General features: G+C 71.9%; 21 protein-coding genes. 15 read left to right on the top strand and 6 right to left on the bottom strand.

Going from position 1 to position 21,409, the window contains the following annotated elements; all coding sequences use genetic code 11:
* Positions 1–133 precede the first annotated feature (133 nt).
* Positions 134–1,093 carry a formylglycine-generating enzyme family protein gene (locus ROT00_RS18280; RefSeq protein WP_404776465.1) on the top strand — a complete coding sequence of 320 codons (960 nt, stop codon included), beginning with the start codon at positions 134–136 and terminating at the stop codon, positions 1,091–1,093.
* 29 nt (positions 1,094–1,122) lie between these two features.
* Here the strand turns inward: ROT00_RS18280 and ROT00_RS18275 are convergent, their stop codons facing one another.
* From ROT00_RS18275 to ROT00_RS18255, 5 genes are all read right to left on the bottom strand, one after another.
* Positions 1,123–2,793 (bottom strand): SulP family inorganic anion transporter, encoded by a 1,671-nt coding sequence (locus ROT00_RS18275; protein WP_404776464.1) that lies wholly within the window; start codon positions 2,791–2,793, stop codon positions 1,123–1,125.
* Positions 2,794–2,797: 4 nt separating this feature from the next.
* Entirely contained in the window at positions 2,798–3,721 is a 924-nt protein-coding gene (locus ROT00_RS18270; RefSeq protein WP_404776463.1) for an HAD family hydrolase, read from the bottom strand.
* 4 nt (positions 3,722–3,725) lie between these two features.
* On the bottom strand, positions 3,726–6,068 hold the full coding sequence (locus ROT00_RS18265) for an arylsulfatase (protein ID WP_404776462.1): 2,343 nt from the start codon (positions 6,066–6,068) through the stop codon (positions 3,726–3,728).
* Positions 6,069–6,170: 102 nt separating this feature from the next.
* Complete coding sequence (locus ROT00_RS18260) at positions 6,171–6,437, bottom strand: glutaredoxin family protein (RefSeq protein ID WP_404776461.1); 267 nt, start codon at positions 6,435–6,437, stop codon at positions 6,171–6,173.
* 218 nt (positions 6,438–6,655) lie between these two features.
* The gene (locus ROT00_RS18255; protein ID WP_003792170.1) at positions 6,656–6,754 is read right to left on the bottom strand and encodes a 30S ribosomal protein bS22; all 99 of its coding nucleotides are present in this window, start codon (positions 6,752–6,754) and stop codon (positions 6,656–6,658) included.
* A 121-nt stretch (positions 6,755–6,875) separates the two neighbouring features.
* Here ROT00_RS18255 and ROT00_RS18250 point away from each other — a divergent pair, with 121 nt between their 5' ends.
* A complete protein-coding gene (locus tag ROT00_RS18250) occupies positions 6,876–7,385 on the top strand; it encodes a GNAT family N-acetyltransferase (protein ID WP_404776460.1) in 510 nt (169 codons plus the stop codon).
* 7 nt (positions 7,386–7,392) lie between these two features.
* Here ROT00_RS18250 and ROT00_RS18245 read toward each other — a convergent pair whose 3' ends face one another.
* A complete protein-coding gene (locus ROT00_RS18245) occupies positions 7,393–7,812 on the bottom strand; it encodes an ArsR/SmtB family transcription factor (protein ID WP_404776459.1) in 420 nt (139 codons plus the stop codon).
* Between the two features lie 70 nt (positions 7,813–7,882).
* On the opposite strand from ROT00_RS18245, the gene ROT00_RS18240 reads away from it, so the two are divergent.
* From ROT00_RS18240 to ROT00_RS18180, 13 genes are all read left to right on the top strand, one after another.
* The gene (locus ROT00_RS18240; protein ID WP_404776458.1) at positions 7,883–9,328 is read left to right on the top strand and encodes a TrkH family potassium uptake protein; all 1,446 of its coding nucleotides are present in this window, start codon (positions 7,883–7,885) and stop codon (positions 9,326–9,328) included.
* Positions 9,321–9,989, top strand: a complete 669-nt coding sequence (locus ROT00_RS18235) for a potassium channel family protein (protein ID WP_230767802.1) — start codon at positions 9,321–9,323, stop codon at positions 9,987–9,989. Before ROT00_RS18240 ends, ROT00_RS18235 begins: the two co-directional genes overlap by 8 nt.
* A 93-nt stretch (positions 9,990–10,082) precedes the next feature.
* Positions 10,083–11,075, top strand: a complete 993-nt coding sequence (locus ROT00_RS18230) for an ABC transporter ATP-binding protein (protein WP_404776457.1) — start codon at positions 10,083–10,085, stop codon at positions 11,073–11,075.
* On the top strand, positions 11,072–12,691 hold the full coding sequence (locus ROT00_RS18225) for an ABC transporter permease (protein WP_404776456.1): 1,620 nt from the start codon (positions 11,072–11,074) through the stop codon (positions 12,689–12,691). The genes ROT00_RS18230 and ROT00_RS18225 overlap by 4 nt, the downstream gene beginning before the upstream one ends.
* 30 nt (positions 12,692–12,721) lie before the next feature.
* On the top strand, positions 12,722–13,210 hold the full coding sequence (locus tag ROT00_RS18220; protein ID WP_404776455.1) for a GbsR/MarR family transcriptional regulator: 489 nt from the start codon (positions 12,722–12,724) through the stop codon (positions 13,208–13,210).
* Between the two features lie 71 nt (positions 13,211–13,281).
* Positions 13,282–13,845: a hypothetical protein gene (locus tag ROT00_RS18215; RefSeq protein WP_404776454.1), complete on the top strand. Its 564-nt coding sequence runs from the start codon at positions 13,282–13,284 to the stop codon at positions 13,843–13,845.
* A gap of 5 nt (positions 13,846–13,850) precedes the next feature.
* Positions 13,851–14,165, top strand: a complete 315-nt coding sequence (locus ROT00_RS18210) for a hypothetical protein (RefSeq protein WP_404776453.1) — start codon at positions 13,851–13,853, stop codon at positions 14,163–14,165.
* Between the two features lie 148 nt (positions 14,166–14,313).
* Positions 14,314–14,475, top strand: coding sequence for a hypothetical protein (locus ROT00_RS18205; RefSeq protein ID WP_404776452.1), 162 nt, complete (start codon positions 14,314–14,316; stop codon positions 14,473–14,475).
* On the top strand, positions 14,472–14,561 hold the full coding sequence (locus ROT00_RS18200) for a potassium-transporting ATPase subunit F (RefSeq protein WP_243569466.1): 90 nt from the start codon (positions 14,472–14,474) through the stop codon (positions 14,559–14,561). Before ROT00_RS18205 ends, ROT00_RS18200 begins: the two co-directional genes overlap by 4 nt.
* Positions 14,561–16,234 (top strand): potassium-transporting ATPase subunit KdpA, encoded by a 1,674-nt coding sequence (kdpA, locus tag ROT00_RS18195; protein ID WP_404776451.1) that lies wholly within the window; start codon positions 14,561–14,563, stop codon positions 16,232–16,234. Before ROT00_RS18200 ends, kdpA begins: the two co-directional genes overlap by 1 nt.
* Positions 16,235–16,236: 2 nt before the next feature.
* Positions 16,237–18,459, top strand: a complete 2,223-nt coding sequence (gene kdpB / locus ROT00_RS18190) for a potassium-transporting ATPase subunit KdpB (RefSeq protein ID WP_404776449.1) — start codon at positions 16,237–16,239, stop codon at positions 18,457–18,459.
* Between the two features lie 26 nt (positions 18,460–18,485).
* The gene (kdpC, locus tag ROT00_RS18185; protein WP_404776448.1) at positions 18,486–19,091 is read left to right on the top strand and encodes a potassium-transporting ATPase subunit KdpC; all 606 of its coding nucleotides are present in this window, start codon (positions 18,486–18,488) and stop codon (positions 19,089–19,091) included.
* Between the two features lie 25 nt (positions 19,092–19,116).
* Positions 19,117–21,303 carry a sensor histidine kinase gene (locus ROT00_RS18180; protein ID WP_404776447.1) on the top strand — a complete coding sequence of 729 codons (2,187 nt, stop codon included), beginning with the start codon at positions 19,117–19,119 and terminating at the stop codon, positions 21,301–21,303.
* Positions 21,304–21,409 lie beyond the last annotated feature (106 nt).

Below are 21,409 nucleotides of genomic sequence, written 5' to 3'. Positions count from 1 at the left end.
AGGAGGGTTTGCGCGACTTCGGAGGGTCGGGGGCGGGGGGAGGGGCCGGGGGGGGGCGGGGGCGGGGGGGGGGGGGGGTGGGCAGCCGGGCGGGGGGGGGGCGCATGGCCCGCACCGGCCGTAGGCTCGGAGCATGACGGTCGCCACGACACCAATGCTCCGCATCGAGGGCGGCACGTTCCGCATGGGCTCGAACGAGTTCTACGCCGACGAGTCGCCCGTGCACGAGCGCACCGTCGACGGCTTCGAGCTCGACCTGCACCCGGTCACCACCGAGCAGTTCGCGGCCTTCGTCGCCGACACGGGCTACGTGACCGTCGCCGAGCGCCCGCTCGACCCCGCCGACTTCCCGGGCGCCGACCCGGCCGAGCTCGTGCCCGGGGGCCTCGTCTTCACGCCCACGCCCGGGCCCGTCGATCTCCGCGACTGGCGGCAGTGGTGGCGCTGGGGCCCCGGCGCGAGCTGGCGGCATCCCTTCGGGGCGGCCCCGGAGGGCGAGCCCGTCTTCGACGCCCTCGCCGAGCGGCCGACGCATCCGGTCGTGCAGGTCTCCTTCGAGGACGCCTCGGCCTACGCCGCCTGGGCCGGCAAGCGCCTCCCGACGGAGGCCGAGTTCGAGTTCGCGGCCCGCGGCGGCCTCGACGGCGCCCGCTTCGCCTGGGGCGACGAGGAGTTCCCGCGCGACGCCGAGCACCCCGACGGCCGGCTGATGGTGAACCGCTGGCAGGGCTCCTTCCCCTACCGCAACACGGGTGCCGAGGGCTGGGTGGGCACGAGCCCGGTCATGACGTTCCCGGCGAACGGGTACGGCCTCTTCGACGTCACCGGCAACGTCTGGGAGTGGACGAGCGACTACTACACCGAGCGTCACGTCGTGCCCGGCGCGGCGGATGCCGCGGTCGACGCCGGCGCCCGCCCGAACCTGCTCGCGGCGGCCTCGGCGGAACCGGGCTCGCGCATCCCGCGCCGGGTGTTGAAGGGCGGCTCGCACCTCTGCTCGCCCGACTACTGCCTGCGCTACCGGCCGTCGGCCCGCTCCCCGCAGGCCGACGACTCTGCGACGACGCACATCGGCTTCCGCTGCGCTCGATGAGCTAGGCCGCTGAGCCTCCCCGCTGAGCTCTAGGCCGTCTCGCCGGGGCCAGCCCCCGCGGCTCCGACCGGCCCCGCCACCGCGTCGTCGAGCGTCGGATAGACCCGCCCCGCACGCTCGAGCCCGGCGAACCATACCCCGCGCCGCGCCATCTCCGCCCCCGACTCGGGCACCGCGGCGAGCCGCAGCTCGACGCCCATGCCGCCGAGCTCCCGATCGAGGTCGGCGAGCATGTCGAGCACCGTGACCGAGGTCGTCTGGAGGCGGGTCAGCTCGAGCGCGACGGCGGTGAGCGGCGGTTCGTCCGCGACGGCCCCGCCCGCGCGCTCCAGCACCGCCTGCTGGTAGGCGAGCGCGTTCGCGGTGAACAGCGGCCCGAGGAGCCGCACCGGCAGCACGCCCCCGCTCGGCTCGCCCGCGTCGATCCGCACCCGGCCGAGCTCGCGGAAGATCACGACGAAGGTCGCGACGAGCCCGACGAGCACCGCGTAGAGCAGACCCGCGCTCAGGCCGACGGCGGCGGTGAGCGCCGCGATCCAGAAGTCGTTCCGGCTCGTGCGCCAGAGCTCGACGATCGCGCCCACCTCGACGAGACCGATGACCGCCACGAACACGAGCGAGGCGAGCGTCGCCTGCGGGAGGAGGCTCAGCACCGGGCCGAGGAACAGCGCCACGAGCACCGCGAGCACGACGGTCGTGAGGGAGGCGAGCTGGGAGCGGGCGCCCGCGCCCTGGTTGACGGCGCTCTGCGAGAAGCCGCCGGCGGCGGGCAGGGTCTGGAAGAAGGCGCCGATCGTGTTCGCCGCACCGGTCGCGAACAGCTCCCGGTTGCTGTCGATCTGCGGCTCGCCGGGCTTCCGGATGCCCCGGGCCACCGCCGCGGACTCGAGGAACGCCATCACCGCGATCGCGAGCGCCCCGGGCAGCATGCCGCCGAAGTGCGCGAAGGAGGGCAGCTCGAACGGCGGGAACCCCTGCGGCACCGCCGCGATGAGCTCGACCCCGAAACGGTCGATGCCCGCGAGCCAGACGAGGAGGATCCCCGCCGCGACGACCACGAGCGGTCCGGGCACGCGCTTCGCGAAGCGCTTCAGCAGGAACAGCGTCGCGATCGAGCCGACGGACAGCAGCACGGTCGGCAGGTTCGCACCGGGCAGCGCCTCGACGGCCGCGACGATCGAGCGGATGAAGCCGTGCCCGGAGAACTCCGCGTCCTCGCCGAGCAGCTTCGGCAGCTGGCCGACGGCGACGGTCGCCCCGACGCCGACCTGCACGCCGATGATGGTCGGCTTCGAGATGTACTCGACGGCCGAGCCGGCCTTCAGCAGCCGGGCGAGCAGCAGGATGAGCCCGACGAGCAGGGTGAGCGCCATGAGGTCGGGCACCGGATCGTCGGAGCCCGCGGCGACGCCGGCGCTCACGAGGGTCGTCGCCGTGAGGGTCGCGATGGTCGACGTCGTCGACACGCTCATCGCCCGCGAGCCGCCGAGCATCGCGTAGACGAACATCGGCACCATGCAGGTGTAGAGGCCGAGCTGCACCGGGAGGTTCGCGATCGTCGCGTAGGCCATCGCCTGCGGCACGACCACGGCGCCGGCGGTGAGCCCGGCGAGGAGGTCGCGCGGGATCAGCGCGGGCCGGTACCCGGCCAGCGTCGGCAGGATGACGCGCCCGCGACGGGCGACGGCGGCTCGGGTCATCCGCTCAGCCCTCCGGGAAGACGCGGGACCAGTCGCGCTTCACGCTCACGACCGTGATGCCCCGATCGGATGCCTCGGCGAGCGCCTGCTCGGCGCCCGTGTCGTACGGCTGGTCGCCGCGGCCGGCGTCGTCGTCGTGGTGCACGAGGATCGCGAACCCGCCGCCCGCCCGCGCGTACGCGAGCATCGGGAGGTCGCCGTTCGAGTTGCCGCCCGCGAAGAGCGGGCGCCGGCCGATCCGGCTCCAGATCCGCACCGGCTTCTCGGGGCCGTCGTCGAAGAAGTCGAGACCGGCCGTGTACCGGACGTCGCCGGTCTCGGCGTCGAAGCTGAGCCCGAGCGCAGAGCCGACCACGTGCTCCGGCGGGATGCCGTAGTACTGCTCGGTCATCGGGCGCATGAAGTCGCGCTCCCCGCCCGACACCAGGTACACGGTGAAGCCGTTCGCCTCGAGCTCGCGGAGCAGCTCGATCATCGGGGCGTAGACGGCGTCGGCGTACGGGGTGCCGAGGGTGAGGTGCTTCGCCTCCTCGTAGAAGCGAGCCACCGAGGCGGCGTAGTCCTCGACGCTCATCCCCGCGGTGACGCCGACGAGCGCGCCGATCAGGATCTTCAGCTGCGAGTCGTCGCCCTGGTAGTGCCGTTCGACGGCGCCGCCGAGCCAGCCGTAGTCCCCAGTCACGGCGGCCCGGTACGGCTGCCGCTCGGCGAGCGACGGGTCGGCCTCGGCCTGCCGCTTCCACTGCTCGACGATGTAGTGCAGCTGCGTCGGCATCGGCTTCTCGGTCCAGAGCGTGCCGTCGTTGTCGAACACGGCGACGCGCTCCGCCTCGGGGACCTGATCCGGACCGCTCGAGACGCGGTCGATGAACGCGAGGATGGCGTCGCGGGTCGGGGTGTCGGCCCAGGAGGGCAGGCGCTCCGGCATCCGCTCAGTCCCGCGCGTAGGCGGCCGCGAGATGCGCCTCGAGGTCGAGGTACGCGTCGTCCGCGATGTCGAAGACCACTTGCGCGATCTCGCCGCCCGTGAAGTCGAAGCCGTAGCCGTACAGCGACGACACCGGGTCGGCGCTGTCGCGGCCGATCGTGAGGCCCTCGCCGCAGAGGGAGAAGTGCCCGAGCACCGTGCGGATCCGCTGCTCGCCCACCTGCTGGTCGTCGACGTAGAGCTTCACCGGGCCGACGCCCTCGCGGTGCTCGCCCATGCCCTCCTTCACGAACTCGACGCCGATGATGTGCTTCCCCGAGGTGGGCGCGGGCGCGGAGACGCGGTCCTCGGGCGGGATGCCGAGGAAGTTGTAGACGTAGTGCACCTGCCCGTCCTTCACGACGAGCGCGTGCCCGCCGAAGCGGGAGCCGTGCGCGAAGATCACGCCCTCGGTGTCGGGCGTGAACTCGACCTCCGCGGCGATCTTGAAGGAGACGCCGTGCGTGTTGGCCGCGCTCCGCTCGGGCACCTCGCTCGTGCCCGGGTAGTACACGTAGCGCCCCGACGGCGGGGCGGGCTGGTGGTACTCCATGTGGATGAAGGTCTCGAAGTCCTTCGGGTTGCCGATGATCTGCAGGTCGTTCAGCGGCAGCACGAGGTTCGCCTTCGCCTCCTCGAGCCAGAGCGCCTTCAGCTCCTCGAGCTTCTCGGGGTGCTCGGCGGCGAGGTCGTGCGACTCGGAGCGGTCGACCTCGGTGTGGTAGAGCTCCCATACGTCGTCGTCGAAGTTGCCCTTGCCGCTCACCGGCCCGTGCACGGTGACGGCCTTCCAGCCCTCGTGCCAGATGCCGCGCTGGCCGAACATCTCGTAGTACTGCGTCTGCTTGTTCGAGGGGGCGTCGGGCGCCGCCTCGAAGGAGGGCACCATCGAGACCCCGGACAGCGGGGTCTGCTCGACGCCGTTGTACGTGTCCGGGAAGGCGACGCCGCAGGCCTCGAGGATGGTCGGCACGATGTCGGTCGAGTGGTGGTACTGGTGCCGCACCTCGCCGCGGGCGGCGATCCCCTTCGGCCAGGAGATCACGAGCGGGTCGGCGACGCCGCCCTGGTACGTGTACCGCTTGAACATCTTGTACGGGGTGGAGAAGGCCACCGCCCACCCGGTCGGGTAGTGGTTGTACGTCTCGGGCGAGCCGAGCTTGTCGACCATGCGGAGGTTCTCGGCCTCGTCGTCGGGGTAGCCGCCGAAGATCTTGCCCTCGTTGACGGAGCCGTTCGGGCTGCCCTCGCCGGAGGCGCCGTTGTCGGCGCAGTAGATGACGATGGTGTTGTCGAGCTGCCCCGACTCCTCCAGGTAATCGATGATGCGGCCGACCTGGGCGTCGGTGTACTCGCTGAAGCCGGCGTAGACCTCGGCCATGCGCGAGACCATGGCCTTCTCCTCGTCGTTCAGCGTCGCCCACGGGCGCACCTCGTCGGTCTGCGAGAAGGTGCCGTCGGGCATGGGGTTCAGCTCGGTGAGGGCGGTGCCCTCGGGAAGGATGCCGCGCTCGATCATCCGCGGCAGCACCCACTCGCGGTAGGCCTCGTAGCCGTCGTCGAACTTGCCCCGGTACTTGGCGATGTACTCCTCGGGCGCGTGGTGCGGGGCGTGGTTCGCGCCGGGGCAGAACCAGAGGTACCAGGGGCGGCCGGGCTCGGTCTGCTTGACGTCCCGGATCATCTTCAGCGCCTGGTCGGCGAGGTCCTTCGACAGGTGGTACCCGTCCTCGGGCAGGTAGGGCTGGTCGATGTAGCGGTTGTCCTCGGCGAGGGAGGGGTACCAGTTGTTGGTCTCGCCGCCGATGAAGCCGTAGAAGCGGTCGTAGCCCTGGGCGAGCGGCCAGTTCTTCTTCGAGCCGCCCGCGGTCCATTCGTCGATCGGCACGTTGTGGTTCTTGCCGACCCAGAAGGTCGACCAGCCGGCGTCGCGCAGCAGGTGCGCCATCGTCACGTTCGACGGCGGGATGTGCGAATTGTAGCCGGGGAACCCGGTCGACGACTCGGAGATCGTCGCGAAGCCGTTCAGGTGGTGGTTGCGCCCCGTGAGGAACGTCGAGCGCGTCGGCGAGCAGAGGGCCGTCGTGTGCCACTGCGAATACGTCAGGCCGTTCGCGGCGAGCCGGTCCATCGTCGGCATCTGGATGCGGCCGCCGTACGGCGACCAGGCGGCCATGCCGGTGTCGTCGTAGAGCACGACGAGCACATTCGGTGCGCCTTCCGGCGCGGGCTCCGGCAGGAAGGCCTCCCAGTCCGCCTGCGAGTCCCGCACGTCGAGCTCGATGTGCCCTTGGAATTCACGCGCCACGATGTCCCCCCGGATCATCCACGGGCGGACGCAGTCGGCCGCCCCTCCTGCGGCAAACCTAGCCAGCCGGACCGGCGTTTGGCTAGAGGGGCGTTCGCGCCGTCAGTCGAGCAGCGCCGCCTTCAGCCGCACCGGGTCGACGCGCCAGTAGGTGTGCACCTCGCCGTCGATGAGCACGACGGGGATCTCCTCGGCGAAGCGCTGCGCGAGCGCCTCGTCGTCGAGGATCGACTGCTCGTCGAACGCGATCGCGGGGCCGTCGGGCAGGGCGGCGAGCTCCTCGCGCACCGCCTGCACGACCTCGCGGGCGTCGTCGCAGAGGTGGCAGCCGGGCTTGCCGACGAGGGTGAGGCGGACGTCTCGGGCCATCCCCCCAGCCTACGCGGCGGCTTGGTGCCCCGAGCTTGTCGAGGGGCCGCCTGGTTCCCCGAGCCCGTCGAGGGGCCGCCTGGTTCCCCGAGCCCGTCGAGGGGCCGCCTGGTTCCCCGAGCTTGTCGAGGGGCGCTTCGACAGGCTCAGCGAACCATCCGGGGACAGCGAAAAGCGCCAGGCCCGAGGACCTGACGCTCAGCCGTAGCCGGGAACGACTACTTCTTGTTGCGACGCTGGTGGCGCGTCTTGCGAAGAAGCTTGCGGTGCTTCTTCTTCGCCATGCGCTTGCGACGCTTCTTGATGACGGAACCCATCGAAACCTCACTGAAGATCGTGTCGGCCGCGCGTGCCGCAGCCGAGGGCCCAAAGAGCCTCGGGGTAGTCTACCTGATTCATCCGCGCGCCCCGACCGCGGGCCTCGGGTAGCGTCGGAGGATGCCAGGCGCGCCGTTCACCATCCGTTCCACCCGCGAGGACGACTGGCGCGAGGTCCGCGCGCTCCGTCTCGAGATGCTCCGCGACGAGCCCATCGCGTACGGCGAGACGCTCGCGCACGCCCTCGACGTCGAGGAGGCGGGCTGGCGCCTGCGGGCCCGCCGCGGCGAGACGGACGGGCAGACCGCCCTCGCCGCGATCGAGGGGGAGCGCTGGATCGGCACGATGGGCGGCTACGTCCCGGATGCCGCGACGGGCCCGATGCTCGTCGGCGTCTACGTCGCGCCCGACCGTCGGGGCGAGGCCCACGGCGTCGCCCGCGCCCTCCTCGACGGGGTCGAGACGTGGGCGCTCGGCTTCGGCGACACCCTGCGGCTCGAGGTGCACGAGACGAACGCGCGCGCCCGCCGCTTCTACGAGAAGCTCGGCTTCACCCTCACCGGCCGCAGCCGCGAGTACGAGCTCGCCCCCGGCGGCCTCGAGCTGGAGATGATCAAGCCGCTCCGCTGACCGGGGGCTACTTGCGCTTGACGGCCTGCGTGACGCGCTGGGCGGTCTCCGCGAAGGCGGCGCCGAGCCGGGAGGCGAAGGCGCGCTGGTCGTCGTTCAGCGAGATGGCGGCACTCGCCAGGGTCGCGGCGTCGGCGGCGGCATCCCCCGCGGTGAACGGGATGAGCCAGTCCTCGATGGTCTCGAGCGGCTCCCGGTCGAGCCGGTAGTAGCGGTGCTGACCCTCCTCGCGGACGGCGACGAGCCCGGCCTCGCGGAGCACCTTGAGGTGCTTCGACACGGTGGGCTGGCTCACGCCCAGGGCGGCGACGATCTCGGAGACGCTGATCTCCCCGCCCGACGACGGCTCGCTCTGCTCCCGCTCGAGGAGCACGGCGAGGATGTCTCGCCGGGTCGAGTCCGCCACCACGTCGAAGATGTCCGCCATGCTGCAAGGGTAGCCACTCGCGCCGGGGAGTACCATGACACACGCGTCACGCAAGGCTGGAGGGGGCTCGATGCACGCACGGCCGACGATCGGGAACCCCGGTCGCGGGAGCCGCAGCTGGCTCGGGGTCGTCCGCGACGCCGTCGACGGCCTGGTCAAGCACTCGCCGTCGCGATTCGCGATCCTCGTCTTCGCCGCACTGATCCTCCTGTTCACGCTGCTGTTCTCGCTGCCGATCGCCCGCGCGGGCGAGGCATCCTCCGCGCCCCTCCACGACGCGCTGTTCACGGCGGTCTCGGTGATCTGCGTCACCGGTCTGTCGACCGTCGACATGGCGACGTACTGGTCGCCGTTCGGGCACGGGCTCGTCTACCTCGGCGTGAACATCGGCGGCATCGGCGTGCTGACCCTCGCGACGACGCTCGGCTTCGTGATCTCCCGCCGGCTGGGCCTCCGCGCGAAGCTCATGGCCGCGAGCGACACGAACCCCTCGCGCCTGCACGTCGGCCCCGTGGCCGAGCGTCAGGCGATCCGGCTCGGCGAGGTCGGCGGACTGCTGTTCACCGTCGCGGTCAGCGCCCTCGTCATCGAGGCGGCGCTCGCGATCGGCCTGATGCCGAGCATGCTCGCCGCGGGATACGACGTCGGCCACTCGATCTGGTACAGCCTCTACTACTCGGCGATGGCGTTCACGAACACCGGATTCTCGCCGAACCCAGGCGGGCTCGCGCCGTTCGAGCACGACTACTGGATGCAGTCGCTGCTGATGGGCGGCGTGTTCCTCGGCAGCCTCGGCTTCCCCGTGATCTTCGCGCTCGCGAAGTCGTGGCGCACCCCGCGCAAGTGGAGCGTGCACGTGAAGCTCACGCTCACCACGACCGTCATCCTGTTCATCGCGGGCGCCGTGATGTTCATCCTCCTCGAGCACGCGAACCCGAAGACGTACGGCCACCTCGACGCCGGGCCGACGATCTTCCAGTCGTTCTTCATGTCGGCGATGACGAGATCCGGCGGCTTCGCGACGGTCGACATGCACGACCTGTACGGCTCGAGCCAGCTCGTGAGCAGCATGCTCATGTTCATCGGCGGCGGCTCCGCGTCCACCGCGGGCGGCATCAAGGTGACGACGCTCGCCGTGCTGTTCCTCGCCGCCGTCGCGGAGGCGCGCGGCGCGCCCTCGATGGAGGCGTTCGGCCGGCGCATCCCGCGCGACATGCTGCGGCTGTCGGTCTCGGTCGTGCTCTGGGGCGCGACGATCGTCGCCGGCGCCTCGATCGCGATCCTGCAGATCACGAAGGCGCCGTTCGAGAACGTGCTCTTCGACGTCATCTCCGCGTTCGCCACCTGCGGCCTGTCCACCGGGCTCACCGCCGACCTCCCGCCGGAGGGCGTCTACGTCATGGCGGGCACGATGTTCATGGGACGCGTCGGCACCGTCACCCTCGCCGCGGCGCTCGCGGCGAGCACCCGCCGGCAGCTGTTCAAACGACCGGAAGAGAGGCCCATCGTTGGTTGATCGCATCAAGCACAACGCCCCCGTCCTCGTGATCGGGCTCGGCCGCTTCGGCGCCGCGACCGCGGGGCAGCTCGACCGGCTCGGCCGCGAGGTGCTCGCCGTCGACACCGACGAATCGCTCGTGCAGAAGTGGGCCGAGCGGGTCACCCACGCCGTCGTCGCCGACGCGAAGAACATCGACGCGCTGAAGCAGATCGGCGCGCAGGACTTCTCGACCGCGGTGTGCGCCGTCGGCTCCTCGATCGAGGCATCCGTGCTCATCACGGCGAACCTCGTCGACCTCGGCGTCCCGCAGATCTGGGCGAAGGCGATCTCCGCCTCGCACGGCAAGATCCTGCAGCGCATCGGCGCGAACCACGTCATCTACCCGGAGCGCGAGGCGGGCGAGCGCACCGCGCACCTCGTGAGCGGCCGGATGCTCGACTTCATCGAGTTCGACGACGACTTCGCACTCGTGAAGATGTACCCGCCGAAGCCGATCCGCGGCAAGAACCTGACCGAGTCGGGCGTGCGCACGAAGCACAACGTCACGGTGGTCGGCGTGAAGAGCCCGGGCAAGCCGTTCACCTACGCGACCGAGAAGACCGTCGTGTCGAACCACGACCTGATCATCGTGACCGGCACCGAGAGCGACATCGAGAAGTTCGCCGCGCTCGAGTAGACGGGCGGGCGACGGATCGCCCTGCGCACCCGGCCCGTAAGGATTCCGTTAGGAAGATTCACGAATTCGTGAAATCGGCGTAGCGTCGCGCGCATGACCACCGTCATCCGCACCAGCGACCTCGTGAAGCGCTACGGTCGCACCCGCGCCCTCGACGGGCTCGACCTCGAGGTCGACGCCGGCCAGGTGCACGGATTCCTCGGCCCGAACGGCGCGGGGAAGTCCACGACGATCCGGATCCTGCTCGGCCTCGCCCGCGCGAGCTCCGGGGTCGCGAGCGTCTTCGACGCCCACCCCTGGCGCGACGCCGTCGCGCTGCACCGCCGCATCGGCTACGTGCCGGGCGATGTGAGCCTCTGGCCGAACCTCTCGGGCGGCGAGGCGATCGACTTCCTGGCACGCCTCCGGGGCGCCTCCCACCGGGACGCCGGCTACCGAGCGGAGAAGGCCCGCCTCGTCGAGGCGTTCCAGTTCGACCCGCGCAAGAAGGGCCGTGCCTACTCCAAGGGCAACCGGCAGAAGGTCGCGCTCATCGCCGCCTTCGCGGTGCCCGCCGAGCTGTACATCCTCGACGAGCCGACGAGCGGGCTCGACCCGCTGATGGAGCTCGTCTTCCGCCGCGAGGTCGCGCGGGTGCGCGCCGCGGGCGCGACGGTGCTGCTGTCGAGCCACATCCTCTCCGAGGTGGAGCAGCTCTGCGACCGGGTGTCGATCATCCGCGCGGGCCGCGTCGTCGAGAGCGGGACGCTCGCCGAGCTCCGCCATCTGACGCGCACCGAGGTCTCCTTCGAGGCCCCGGCCGGAGCGGATGCCTCGGGGGGCACCGCGTTCGCGGGCCTCGCCGACATCCACGACGCCGCCGTCTCCGACGGTCGCGCCCGGTTCACCGTCGACAGCGACCGCGTCGCCGGCATCCTGCCCGCCCTCGCGAGCCGGAACGTCGCCGGACTCCGGATCGAGCCGCCCTCGCTCGAGGAGCTCTTCCTCCGCCACTACGGGGACGAGATCGGCGAGGGGTCGGAATCCGGCGGCGAGGCGCCCGGCGAGGCATCCGGCCGCACCGCCCGGGAGGGGGCGCGGCGATGAGCGCCCTCGGCGCGCTGCTCGGGCAGCGGCTGCGGCGCGACCGCTGGCAGCTCGTGCTCTGGGTCGGCGGTACCGCGCTCCTCGCGGTCGCGGCGATCGGCGGCGTGCAGCAGTCCTACGGCACCGAGGCCGACCGGCAGGAGGTGCTCGCCGCCGTCGCGGCGAACCCCGTGATCATGCTGTTCCGCGGCCTGCCGTCCGGCGCGGAGCTCGACGCGTTCACGCTGTTCCTGATCCTGCCGTTCCTCGCGATGATGGCGGCGTTCATGTCGAGCTTCCTGGCCGTCCGGCACACCCGGATGGACGAGGAGCTCGGCCGCGCCGAACTCGTCGCCGCCACTCCCGCCGGGCGGGCGGCGCCCCTCGCGGCGACGGTGCTCCACGGGCTCCTCGCGAACGTCGTGCTCGCCGCCCTCGTCACCGCGTCCTTCGCGGGCGCCGGGTACACGCCGCTCGGCTCGCTCGTCTCGGGGCTCGCCTCGGCGGGCGTCGGACTCGTGTTCCTCGGCGTGGGGCTCGTCGCGGCGCAGCTCATGCGCACCTCGCGCGGCGCGAACTCGCTCGGGGTGTGGGTCCTGCTCGTGAGCTTCCTCGTCTGCGGGCTCGGCAACGCGCTCGGCACGCCGTCGACGGACCTGCAGCGCATCGAGAGCTCGGGGCTGACCTGGCTGTCGCCGTTCGGCTGGGCCGAGAACTCGCGCCCGTTCGCCGACGACGCCTGGTGGCCGCTGGCGCTCTGCGCGGTCGTCGCGATCGCCCTCACCGCCCTCGCCGTCGTGCTGCAGCGCGCCCGCGACCTCGACGGCAGCTTCATCGCGGAGCGCGCGGGACGGCTGGACGCCCCCGCGACCCTCGGCTCGCCGATCGGGCTCGTCTGGCGGCTCTCCCGGGGATCCGTCGTCGGCTGGGCGATCGGCGGCCTGCTCACGGGCGTGCTCGCGACGAGCCTCGGATCGGTCATCGACCAGATCGGGACGAAGATCCCCGCGGTCGAGCAGCTGTTCGCCGCACTCTCGAAGAACGGCAGCCTCGAACAGGGCATGGTCGTCATCTTCTTCACCATCGTCGGGGTGCTCGCCGCCTGCGCCGCCGTGCAGACGGTGACGCGCGCACGGCAGGAGGAGACCCACGGCACGGCCGAGCAGGTGCTCGCCGCCCCGGTGGACCGGGTGCGCTGGCTCGCCTCGTTCCTCGCGATCGCGCTCGTCGCCGCGGTCGCGGTGTGCGCGGCGGCCGTGCTCGGCGCGTGGCTCGGCGCGCAGGCGAAGGGCGCGGACGCCTCGCTCGCCTGGGACGCGCTCGTCGCCGGGACGGGGCAGCTCGCCGCGGCGGCCGTGTTCCTGGTGCTGACCGCGCTCGTCTTCGTGCTCGCGCCGCGGCTCACGATCGCCCTCGGCTGGGTGCTCGTGCTGGTCGCGCTGCTGCTCGGCATGTTCGGGCCGCTGTTCCAGCTGCCCGACTGGGTGACGAACCTCTCGCCGGTGGCGGTCACACCGATCGCCACCACCGACGGGGTCGACGTGAAGGGACTGTGGTGGCTCCTCGCGATCGTCGTCGCCGGCGGCGCGCTCGCGCTCGGGCTGATGCGCCGCCGTGAGCTCGCGGCGGGCGATTGACGGGGAGCGGACGCGGATGAGGGAGGGCCAGTGACGGCAGCTGAGGATCGCAGCCGCCACCGCGCGATCGCGGCGGCCGAGGAGGGCGCGGCGATGCTGACGGCCGCCGGGATGCCGCGGATGCCGTCGCGCGTGCTCATGGCGCTCGTCGCCTCCCCCGCGGAGGGCTCCACCGCGGCCGAGCTCGCCGAGCGGCTCGGCGTGAGCGCTGCGGCGGTGTCGGGGGCGGTGCGGTACCTGCAGACGACGCGGATGGCGCAGCGGATCTCGAGCCCGTCGAGCCGGCGCGACCGCTACCGGCTCCTCGACGACACCTGGCATGCCGTGCTCACGAGCGGGCTGCCGATCTACTCGCGGCTCGCGGAGCTCATCGACGAGATCGCCGACGCCGCGCACGACGAGGACGCGGCCGCGCGCGGGCGCGACATGGCCGGCTTCTTCCGCTTCATGGCGGCGCGGATGCCTCGGCTCCTCGACGAGTGGGAGGCCGAGCGCGAAGCGCTCCGCCGCGGGGAGTAGCCGCCACTTCCGAGAGCCGCGCTTGTGGAGAGATTCGAGCAGAAATGGTATCCCCAAGCTAGCTTGCGGGGATGAGGGTCACATCACGAACGAAACTCTTCGTAGCCGCGCTGCTCGCGGCTTCCCAGTTGATGCTGCCGGCGCCAGCAGCCGCGGCCACGAGCACTCCACCCCCTCAGCAAGCGCAATACGAAGTGTTGCTCAACGGGAAGCGGTACTCGTCGGACGCCGCAACCCCCTTTCTCGCCCCGACCGGTTGCGCAAAGTCCGATTCGGAGACCAAACACGTCGTGAGCTACCAGCGGCGACGCCCCAATGGCGTCGGAGTTCTGCTGTGCGGCAACTCAGGATTCGGATGGCGGCACATCTCCGCGCGCCACGGAGGGGACTGGCAGACGATCGTCACGAAGTACAAGCTTGGAGGGACCTGGGACAAGTTCGCCAAGTGGGCGATGAGCGGGACGCTGGCACAGCCGCTCAGCGCCCGGTACAACTCTGGAAACGATACCTACCGGTACACCGCCGTGCTCCAGATTCGGTCATACAACTCAGCGGCGACGACTCGCAGTTACACCATCGTGGTTCCAGTCGGCGGGCAGAACAATCGGATCGTCACCGCATACCCCGTAGGGTGACCGACATGCTGGAGCGCTTCCTCGACCACCTCCGCGCGGTGGATCCTCGCAACCAGGGCGACCTCGACACCGGTGAATTCGTCGTCTGGGGTGCGGATCAGCGGCACGCGGTCGTTCACCTCGATCCGTCGGAGCTCGAACGCGCGGTCTCGGAGCGGGCACTGCAGGCGAATGGCCTGTGGCCGGATGCCCCGCCGGAGCTGGTCGGGTTCCGACTGCTGTCCATCCACCTCATCGAGGAGATCGATTCCGGCCCTCCGCCGGCGTCGAAGCTTCGCCTTCGGAACGGAGAGATCGTCACCGACGGCGAGGAGCGGTGAGCCGGGCCAAGGCGGCGCTTCGACGGGCTCAGCGAACCAAGGGCGGCGCTTCGACGAGCTCAGCGGGCCGGGACGTGAGGGGCGCGTAGGGATGGCGCGGGCGGGGCGTTAGGGAACCGTGAGGACGGGCCCGGCGGGGCCCGGGCGGGTGTTGCATCGCAGGTGCAGCCGAACCGCTGCCCGCCCGCCGCGACCGCGGCAGGCGGCGCCCGACCCTGGAGTATCCGTGCTCGACGTCGTCGCCACCCTCGGCATCCTCGCCGTGTTCGCGGTCGTCGCCCTCATCGCCAAGGGGGTCGAGAAGCTGTGATCGTCTTCGAGCTCCTCGCCGCCGCGCTGGGCATCGCCGCCATCATCACCCTCGTCATCGCTCTCGTGAAACCCGAGCGGTTCTGATGGAGGTGCTCTTCGCCGTCCTGCAGGCGGCCACCCTCGCCCTCGTCCTCGCCCTCCTCTACCGCCCCCTCGGCGAGTACCTGGCCCGCACCTACACGAGCGACCGCGACTGGCGCGTCGAGCGCGGCTTCTACCGCCTCATCGGCGTCGACCCGCGCGCCGAGCAGTCCTGGCCCGCCTACCTCCGGGGCGTGCTCGCCTTCTCGCTCGTCGGCCTGCTGCTCGTGTACGCCCTGCAGCGGGCGCAGGCGGTGCTGCCCTACTCCCTCGGGCTGCCCGCGGTGCCCGAGGGGCTCGCGTTCAACACCGCCGCCTCCTTCGTCGCGAACACGAACTGGCAGTCGTACTCCCCCGAGCTGACCATGGGCTACACCGTCCAGCTCGCCGGCCTCGCGGTGCAGAACTTCGTGTCGGCGGCGGTCGGCATCGCCGTCGCGATCGCCCTCGTGCGCGGCTTCGCCCGGCACGGCTCCCCCACGATCGGGAACTTCTGGGTCGACCTGGTGCGCGGCTGCCTGCGCGTGCTGCTCCCGCTCGCCGTCGTCGGCGCCGTCGTGCTCCTCGCGGGCGGCGTCGTGCAGAACTTCGCCGGCTTCACCGAGGTGCAGACGCTGTCCGGCGGCAGCCAGCAGCTGCCCGGCGGCCCGGTCGCGAGCCAGGAGGTCATCAAGCTCCTCGGTACGAACGGCGGCGGATTCTTCAACGCGAACTCGGCGCATCCCTTCGAGAACCCGACCGCGTGGACGAACCTCTTCGAGAACGTGCTCATGCTCGCCATCCCCTTCGCCCTCCCCCGCGCCTTCGGCCGCATGGTCGGCTCGAACAAGCAGGGCTACGCGATCCTCGCCGTGATGGCGACGCTCTTCGTGATCTCCCTCGTGGCGCTCAGCTCCCTCGAGGCGGCCGGGCGCGGCACCGCGCCGGAGCTCGCGGGCGGCGCGATGGAGGGCAAGGAGGCGCGGTTCGGCATCTTCGGCTCGACGCTGTTCGGCACGACGTCGACGCTCACCTCGACCGGCGCCGTCAACTCGATGCACGACTCCTACACCGCGCTCGGCGGCATGCTGCCGATGCTGAACATGATGCTCGGCGAGGTCGCCCCCGGCGGCGTCGGCTCGGGCCTCTACGGCATGCTCGTGCTCGCCGTGATCGCGGTGTTCATCGCGGGGCTGCTCGTGGGCCGCACCCCCGAGTACCTCGGCAAGAAGATCGGGCCGCGGGAGATCAAGCTCGCGAGCCTCTACATCCTCGTCACCCCGACGCTCGTCCTCGCGGGCACGGCGCTCAGCTTCGCCCTCCCCGGCGTCCGGGAGGACGTCGAGTCGACCTCGATCTGGAACCCCGGCATCCACGGCATGAGCGAGGTGCTCTACGCCTTCACGAGCGCGTCGAACAACAACGGCTCGGCGTTCGCGGGCCTCACCGCGAACACGCCCTGGTTCAACATCGCGCTCGGCGTGGCGATGCTGCTCGGCCGCTTCGTGCCGATCGTGCTCGTGCTCGCGCTCGCCGGCTCGCTCGCGGCGCAGCGGAGGGTGCCGGCCACCGCCGGCACCCTGCCGACCCACCGACCGCAGTTCGTCGGGCTCCTCGTCGGCGTCACCGTGATCGTCACGGCGCTCACCTACTTCCCCGTCCTCACCCTCGGACCCCTCGCAGAAGGGCTCAACTGATCATGTCGCTCACCACCGAATCCCCCGCCGGCGCGGGCGGCGCGGAACGCCCCGACGGGCGCGACGGCACCACGCCTGCCGACGGGCCGGCCACCCCGACCGGCGACCGGAAGCGGAGGCCGAGCACGTTCGGCCCGGCCCAGCTCGCCCAGGCCCTGCCCGGCGCGTTCCGCAAGCTCGACCCGCGGCTGATGTGGCGGAACCCCGTCATGCTCATCGTCGAGGTCGGCGCGATGCTCACGACCGCGCTCGCGATCGCCGAGCCGTTCCTCGGCGGCCCGCAGGCCTCCGGCGGCACCGAGGTGCCGTGGTCGTTCACCTGGGCGATCGCCGTCTGGCTCTGGCTGACCGTGCTCTTCGCGAACCTCGCGGAGTCCGTCGCCGAGGGCCGGGGCAAGGCGCAGGCCGACTCGCTCCGGCGCACCCGCAGCGACACGGTCGCGCACCGCGTGGCCCGCTACGACGCGGTCGCCGATCCGGGCGCGGAACGGTCGGCGCTCGTCGAGGTCTCCTCGGCCGCGCTGCAGCTCGGCGACCTCGTCGTCGTCACGGCCGGGGAGCTCATCCCGGGCGACGGCGACATCGTGCACGGCATCGCCTCGGTCGACGAGTCCGCCATCACCGGGGAGTCGGCGCCCGTCGTGCGGGAGTCCGGCGGCGACCGCAGCGCGGTCACCGGCGGCACGCGGGTGCTCTCCGACCGCATCGTCGTGCGCATCACGTCGAAGCCGGGCGAGACCTTCGTCGACCGGATGATCGCGCTCGTCGAGGGCGCCGCCCGGCAGAAGACGCCGAACGAGATCGCACTGAACATCCTGCTCGCGAGCCTGTCGATCGTCTTCGTCGTGGTCGTGCTGACGCTGAACCCGATCGCCTCGTACGCCGCGACCCCGGCGTCGATCCCCGTGCTCGTCGCACTCCTCGTCTGCCTCATCCCGACGACCATCGGCGCCCTGCTCTCGGCGATCGGCATCGCCGGCATGGACCGGCTCGTGCAGCGCAACGTGCTCGCCATGTCGGGCCGCGCGGTCGAAGCGGCCGGCGACGTCACGACGCTGCTGCTCGACAAGACCGGCACCATCACCTACGGCAACCGTCGCGCGACCGCCTTCGTGCCGCTGCCCGGCGTCGAGGAGTCCGAACTGGTGCGCGCGGCGGCCCTCGCCTCGCTCGCCGATCCGACCCCGGAGGGCGCCTCCATCGTGGAGCTCGCCGTGACGCGCGGCGTCGCCTTCCCCGCTTCGGGCGCGGGCCGGCCGGCCGGCGAGGTCGTGCCGTTCACCGCGCAGACGAGGATGTCGGGGCTCGACCTCGCCGACGGCCGCATCGTGCGGAAGGGCGCGGGCTCGGCGGTGCTCGCCTGGGTCGAGGCATCCGGACGTCTGCCCTCCTCCTTGCTCGCGGAACTGGACGAGCGCGTCGAGGCGATCTCGAGCTCGGGCGGCACGCCGCTCGTCGTCGCGGAGCGCGCGACCGACGGCGCCACCCGCGTCCTCGGCGTCGTGCACCTGAAGGACGTCGTGAAGGCCGGGCTCGTCGAGCGCTTCGCCGAGCTCCGCGCGATGGGCATCCGCACCGTGATGATCACGGGCGACAACCCGCTCACCGCGGCCGCCATCGCGAAGGAGGCCGGCGTCGACGACTTCCTCGCGGAGGCGACGCCGGAGGACAAGCTCGCGCTCATCCGGCGCGAGCAGGAGGGCGGCAACCTCGTCGCGATGACGGGCGACGGCACGAACGACGCGCCCGCCCTGGCGCAGGCCGACGTCGGCGTGGCGATGAACACGGGCACCTCCGCCGCGAAGGAGGCGGGCAACATGGTCGACCTCGACTCGGACCCGACGAAGCTCATCGACATCGTGCGGATCGGCAAGCAGCTGCTCGTCACCCGCGGCGCGCTCACGACCTTCTCGATCGCGAACGACCTGGCGAAGTACTTCGCGATCATCCCGGCGATGTTCGCCGGGGTGTTCCCGGGGCTCGCAGCGCTGAACCTGATGCAGCTGCACTCCCCGGCCTCCGCCGTGCTCTCGGCGATCATCTTCAACGCGATCGTGATCGTCTTCCTCATCCCGCTCGCCCTCCGCGGGGTGAAGTACCGGCCGGGCGGCGCGAGCGCCGTGCTCAGCCGCAACCTCCTCGTCTACGGCCTCGGCGGCATCGTCGCACCGTTCATCGGCATCAAGCTGATCGACCTCGTCGTCAGCCTCATCCCCGGGTTCTGACCGGACCCGGAGCGAAAGGACCTCCCATGAGCACCACCCGCTCGACCCTCCGCACCCACTGGGTCGCGCTCCGCGCCATGCTGCTGCTGACCCTCGTGCTCGGCGTCGGCTACACGGCGGTCGTCACCGGCGTCGGCCAGTTCGCGCTGCCCGCCCAGGCGAACGGCTCGCTCGTCCGCGACGCCGACGGCGCGGTCGTCGGCTCGGCCCTGATCGGGCAGTCGTTCACGGATGCCGAGGGCGCGCCGCTGCCGGAGTGGTTCCAGCCGCGGCCCTCCGCGGCCGGCGACGGCTACGACGGCGGCGCGTCCAGCGGCAGCAACTACGGGCCCGAGAACGCAGACCTCGTCGCGGCGATCACCGAGCGGCGGGCGGCGATCGCCGGGGCCGACGGCGTCGCGCCGGAGGAGATCCCGGCCGACGCGGTGACGGCCTCGGGCTCGGGCCTCGACCCGCACATCAGCCCCGCGTACGCCCGGCTGCAGGTGGCCCGGGTCGCGGAGGCGCGCGGACTGCCGGAGCGGGAGGTCGCCGCCCTCGTCGAGCGCTTCGTGCAGGGCCGCGACGCCGGGTACCTCGGCGAGCCGACCGTGAACGTGCTGCGCCTGAACCTCGCGCTGGCGGAGCTCTGAACGGCTCGGGTGGGAGGATGACCACATGAAACGGGGTCGGCTGCGGGTGCTGCTCGGCGCCGCGCCCGGCGTCGGCAAGACGTACACGATGCTCGAGGAGGGCCGGCGTCTCCTCGGCGAGGGCCGCGACGTCGTCGTCGGCTTCGTCGAGACGCACGGCCGGCGGGCGACCGCGGCGATGACGGCGGGGCTCGAGATCGTCCCCCGCCGGGTCGCCGTGCACCGCGGGATGCCGCTCGAGGAGCTCGACCTCGACGCGCTCCTCGCCCGCCGCCCCGAGGTCGCGCTCGTCGACGAGCTCGCGCACACGAACGCCCCCGGCTCCCGGCACGAGAAGCGCTGGCAGGACGTCGAGGAGCTCCTCGACGCCGGCATCGACGTCATCTCGACGGTGAACACGCAGCACATCGAGTCGCTCGGCGACGTCGTGCTGCAGATCACCGGGGTGCCGCAGCGGGAGACCATCCCCGACCGCGTGCTGCGCGCGGCCGATCAGATCGAGGTCGTCGACCTGGCGCCGCAGGCGCTCCGCGACCGGCTCTCCGGCGGGCTCGTCTACCCGGCCGAGCGGATCGACGCGGCGCTGTCGAACTACTTCCGGCTCGGCAACCTCACGGCGCTCCGCGAGCTCGCGCTGCTCTGGCTCGCCGATGAGGTCGACTCGGCGTTGAAGGCGTACCGGGCCGAGCACGGCATCAGCCACAAGTGGGAGGCCCGCGAACGCGTCGTCGTGGCGCTGACGGGCGGCCCGGAGGGCGAGACCCTGCTCCGCCGCGGGGCGCGGATCGCCTCGCGCTCCTCCGGCGGCGAGCTCATCGCGGTGCACGTCACGAAGCCCGACGGCATGCGGGCGCGGCATCCGGGCGCCCTCGACGCCCAGCGCACGCTCGTCGAGCAGCTCGGCGGCACCTTCCACCAGGTCGTCGGCGAGGACGTGCCGCGCGCCCTCGTCGAGTTCGCCCGCTCAGCCGACGCCACCCAGCTCGTCATCGGCGTGAGCCGCCGCTCCCGGCTGGCCGCGGCCTTCTCGGGCCCCGGCATCGGGGCGACCGTCATCCGCGAGTCCGGCGACATCGACGTGCACATCGTGACGCACGCGGCGGCCGGCGCCGCGGTGTCGCTGCCCCGGCTCGGCGGCGCGCTCAGCCGCACCCGCCTCCTCGTCGGCTTCGTGGTCGCGCTGATCGCGGGCCCGCTGCTCAGTTGGGTGCTGCTGCAGTTCCACACCGAGACCTCGATCACGAGCGATGTGCTCGCCTACCAGCTGCTCGTCATCGTCGTCGCCCTCGTCGGCGGCATCTGGCCGGGCCTGTTCGCGGCGGTGCTGTCGGGGATCACGCTGAACTTCCTCTTCGTCGCGCCGGTGCACACGCTGACGATCGCCGATCCGCGGCAGTTCCTCGCGCTCGTGTTCTACGTCGCGAACGCGCTGCTCGTGAGCTACGTCGTCGATCAGGCGGCGCGGCGCACGCGGGAGGCGAAGCGGGCGGCGGCGGAGTCGCAGCTGCTCGCGACGATGGCCGGCAGCGTGCTGCGCGGCGAGGACGCGCTCCAGGCGATGGTGACGCGCACGCGGGAGGCGTTCGGCCTCTCCGGCGTGCGGCTCCTGATCGACGGCGAGCCCCGCGTCGCCGACGGCGAGCCGACCCGCGACGACCGGGTCGCGCTGGTCCCCATCGGCGAGCGCGGCACGCTGGAACTGCACGGCCCAGACCTGGATGCCTCGGAGCGCCGCCTGCTGCAGGTCATCGCGACGCAGCTGGATGCCGCGATCGAGCACGGCGCGCTCGCCTCCGCGGCGGAGGAGGCGTCCGAGCTCGCGGAGACCGACAAGGTGCGCTCGGCGTTGCTCGCCGCGGTCGGGCACGATCTGCGCCGCCCGCTCACCTCGGCCTCGGCGGCGATCAGCGCGCTCCGCTCCCCCGAGCTGCGGCTCCCGGCGGGCGAGCGGGCGGAGCTGCTCGACACCGCCGCGGAGAGCCTCGACTCGCTCGCCGAGCTCGTGACGAACCTGCTGGACGTGAGCCGGGTGCAGGCCGGTGCGCTCGCGGTGCGCCTCGCGCCGGTCGAGACGGCGGACGTCGTGCTCCCGGCGCTCGACGAGCTCGGTCTGGGTCCTGGGGCGGGGGGGGGGGGCCGCCCCGCCCGCCGGCCGCCCCGCCCCGCCGCCCCGGGGGTGCTGCACCGGGGGGGGGGGTACCAGCTCGCCTAACCCGGGCGGCACAACCCCCCGCGCGACCGGGTGGGGGGCTCCGTTATGTGAATAACAAAACTAATAAAAAAAAAAAAAATAAAATATAAAATATTTCATCTTATTT

It is taken from the genome of Agromyces mediolanus (assembly GCF_044917495.1).
Taxonomy (GTDB): domain Bacteria; phylum Actinomycetota; class Actinomycetes; order Actinomycetales; family Microbacteriaceae; genus Agromyces; species Agromyces mediolanus_B.
The sequence above is the reverse complement of the archived record's forward strand: the minus strand, read 5'-3'. Positions and strand labels throughout refer to the sequence as shown.

What these genes read in the sequence shown, in the direction of transcription:
- ROT00_RS18210 (WP_404776453.1), top strand. Translation starts at nt 13,851, where the DNA reads ATGCTGGAGCGCTTCCTCGACCACCTCCGCGCGGTGGATCCTCGCAAC.
- kdpB (WP_404776449.1), top strand. Translation starts at nt 16,237, where the DNA reads ATGTCGCTCACCACCGAATCCCCCGCCGGCGCGGGCGGCGCGGAACGC.
- ROT00_RS18270 (WP_404776463.1), bottom strand. Translation starts at nt 3,721, where the DNA reads ATGCCGGAGCGCCTGCCCTCCTGGGCCGACACCCCGACCCGCGACGCC.
- ROT00_RS18250 (WP_404776460.1), top strand. Translation starts at nt 6,876, where the DNA reads ATGCCAGGCGCGCCGTTCACCATCCGTTCCACCCGCGAGGACGACTGG.
- ROT00_RS18260 (WP_404776461.1), bottom strand. Translation starts at nt 6,437, where the DNA reads ATGGCCCGAGACGTCCGCCTCACCCTCGTCGGCAAGCCCGGCTGCCAC.
- ROT00_RS18280 (WP_404776465.1), top strand. Translation starts at nt 134, where the DNA reads ATGACGGTCGCCACGACACCAATGCTCCGCATCGAGGGCGGCACGTTC.
- ROT00_RS18275 (WP_404776464.1), bottom strand. Translation starts at nt 2,793, where the DNA reads ATGACCCGAGCCGCCGTCGCCCGTCGCGGGCGCGTCATCCTGCCGACG.
- ROT00_RS18255 (WP_003792170.1), bottom strand. Translation starts at nt 6,754, where the DNA reads ATGGGTTCCGTCATCAAGAAGCGTCGCAAGCGCATGGCGAAGAAGAAG.
- ROT00_RS18215 (WP_404776454.1), top strand. Translation starts at nt 13,282, where the DNA reads ATGAGGGTCACATCACGAACGAAACTCTTCGTAGCCGCGCTGCTCGCG.
- ROT00_RS18225 (WP_404776456.1), top strand. Translation starts at nt 11,072, where the DNA reads ATGAGCGCCCTCGGCGCGCTGCTCGGGCAGCGGCTGCGGCGCGACCGC.
- ROT00_RS18180 (WP_404776447.1), top strand. Translation starts at nt 19,117, where the DNA reads ATGAAACGGGGTCGGCTGCGGGTGCTGCTCGGCGCCGCGCCCGGCGTC.
- ROT00_RS18240 (WP_404776458.1), top strand. Translation starts at nt 7,883, where the DNA reads ATGCACGCACGGCCGACGATCGGGAACCCCGGTCGCGGGAGCCGCAGC.
- kdpC (WP_404776448.1), top strand. Translation starts at nt 18,486, where the DNA reads ATGAGCACCACCCGCTCGACCCTCCGCACCCACTGGGTCGCGCTCCGC.
- ROT00_RS18230 (WP_404776457.1), top strand. Translation starts at nt 10,083, where the DNA reads ATGACCACCGTCATCCGCACCAGCGACCTCGTGAAGCGCTACGGTCGC.
- kdpA (WP_404776451.1), top strand. Translation starts at nt 14,561, where the DNA reads ATGGAGGTGCTCTTCGCCGTCCTGCAGGCGGCCACCCTCGCCCTCGTC.
- ROT00_RS18245 (WP_404776459.1), bottom strand. Translation starts at nt 7,812, where the DNA reads ATGGCGGACATCTTCGACGTGGTGGCGGACTCGACCCGGCGAGACATC.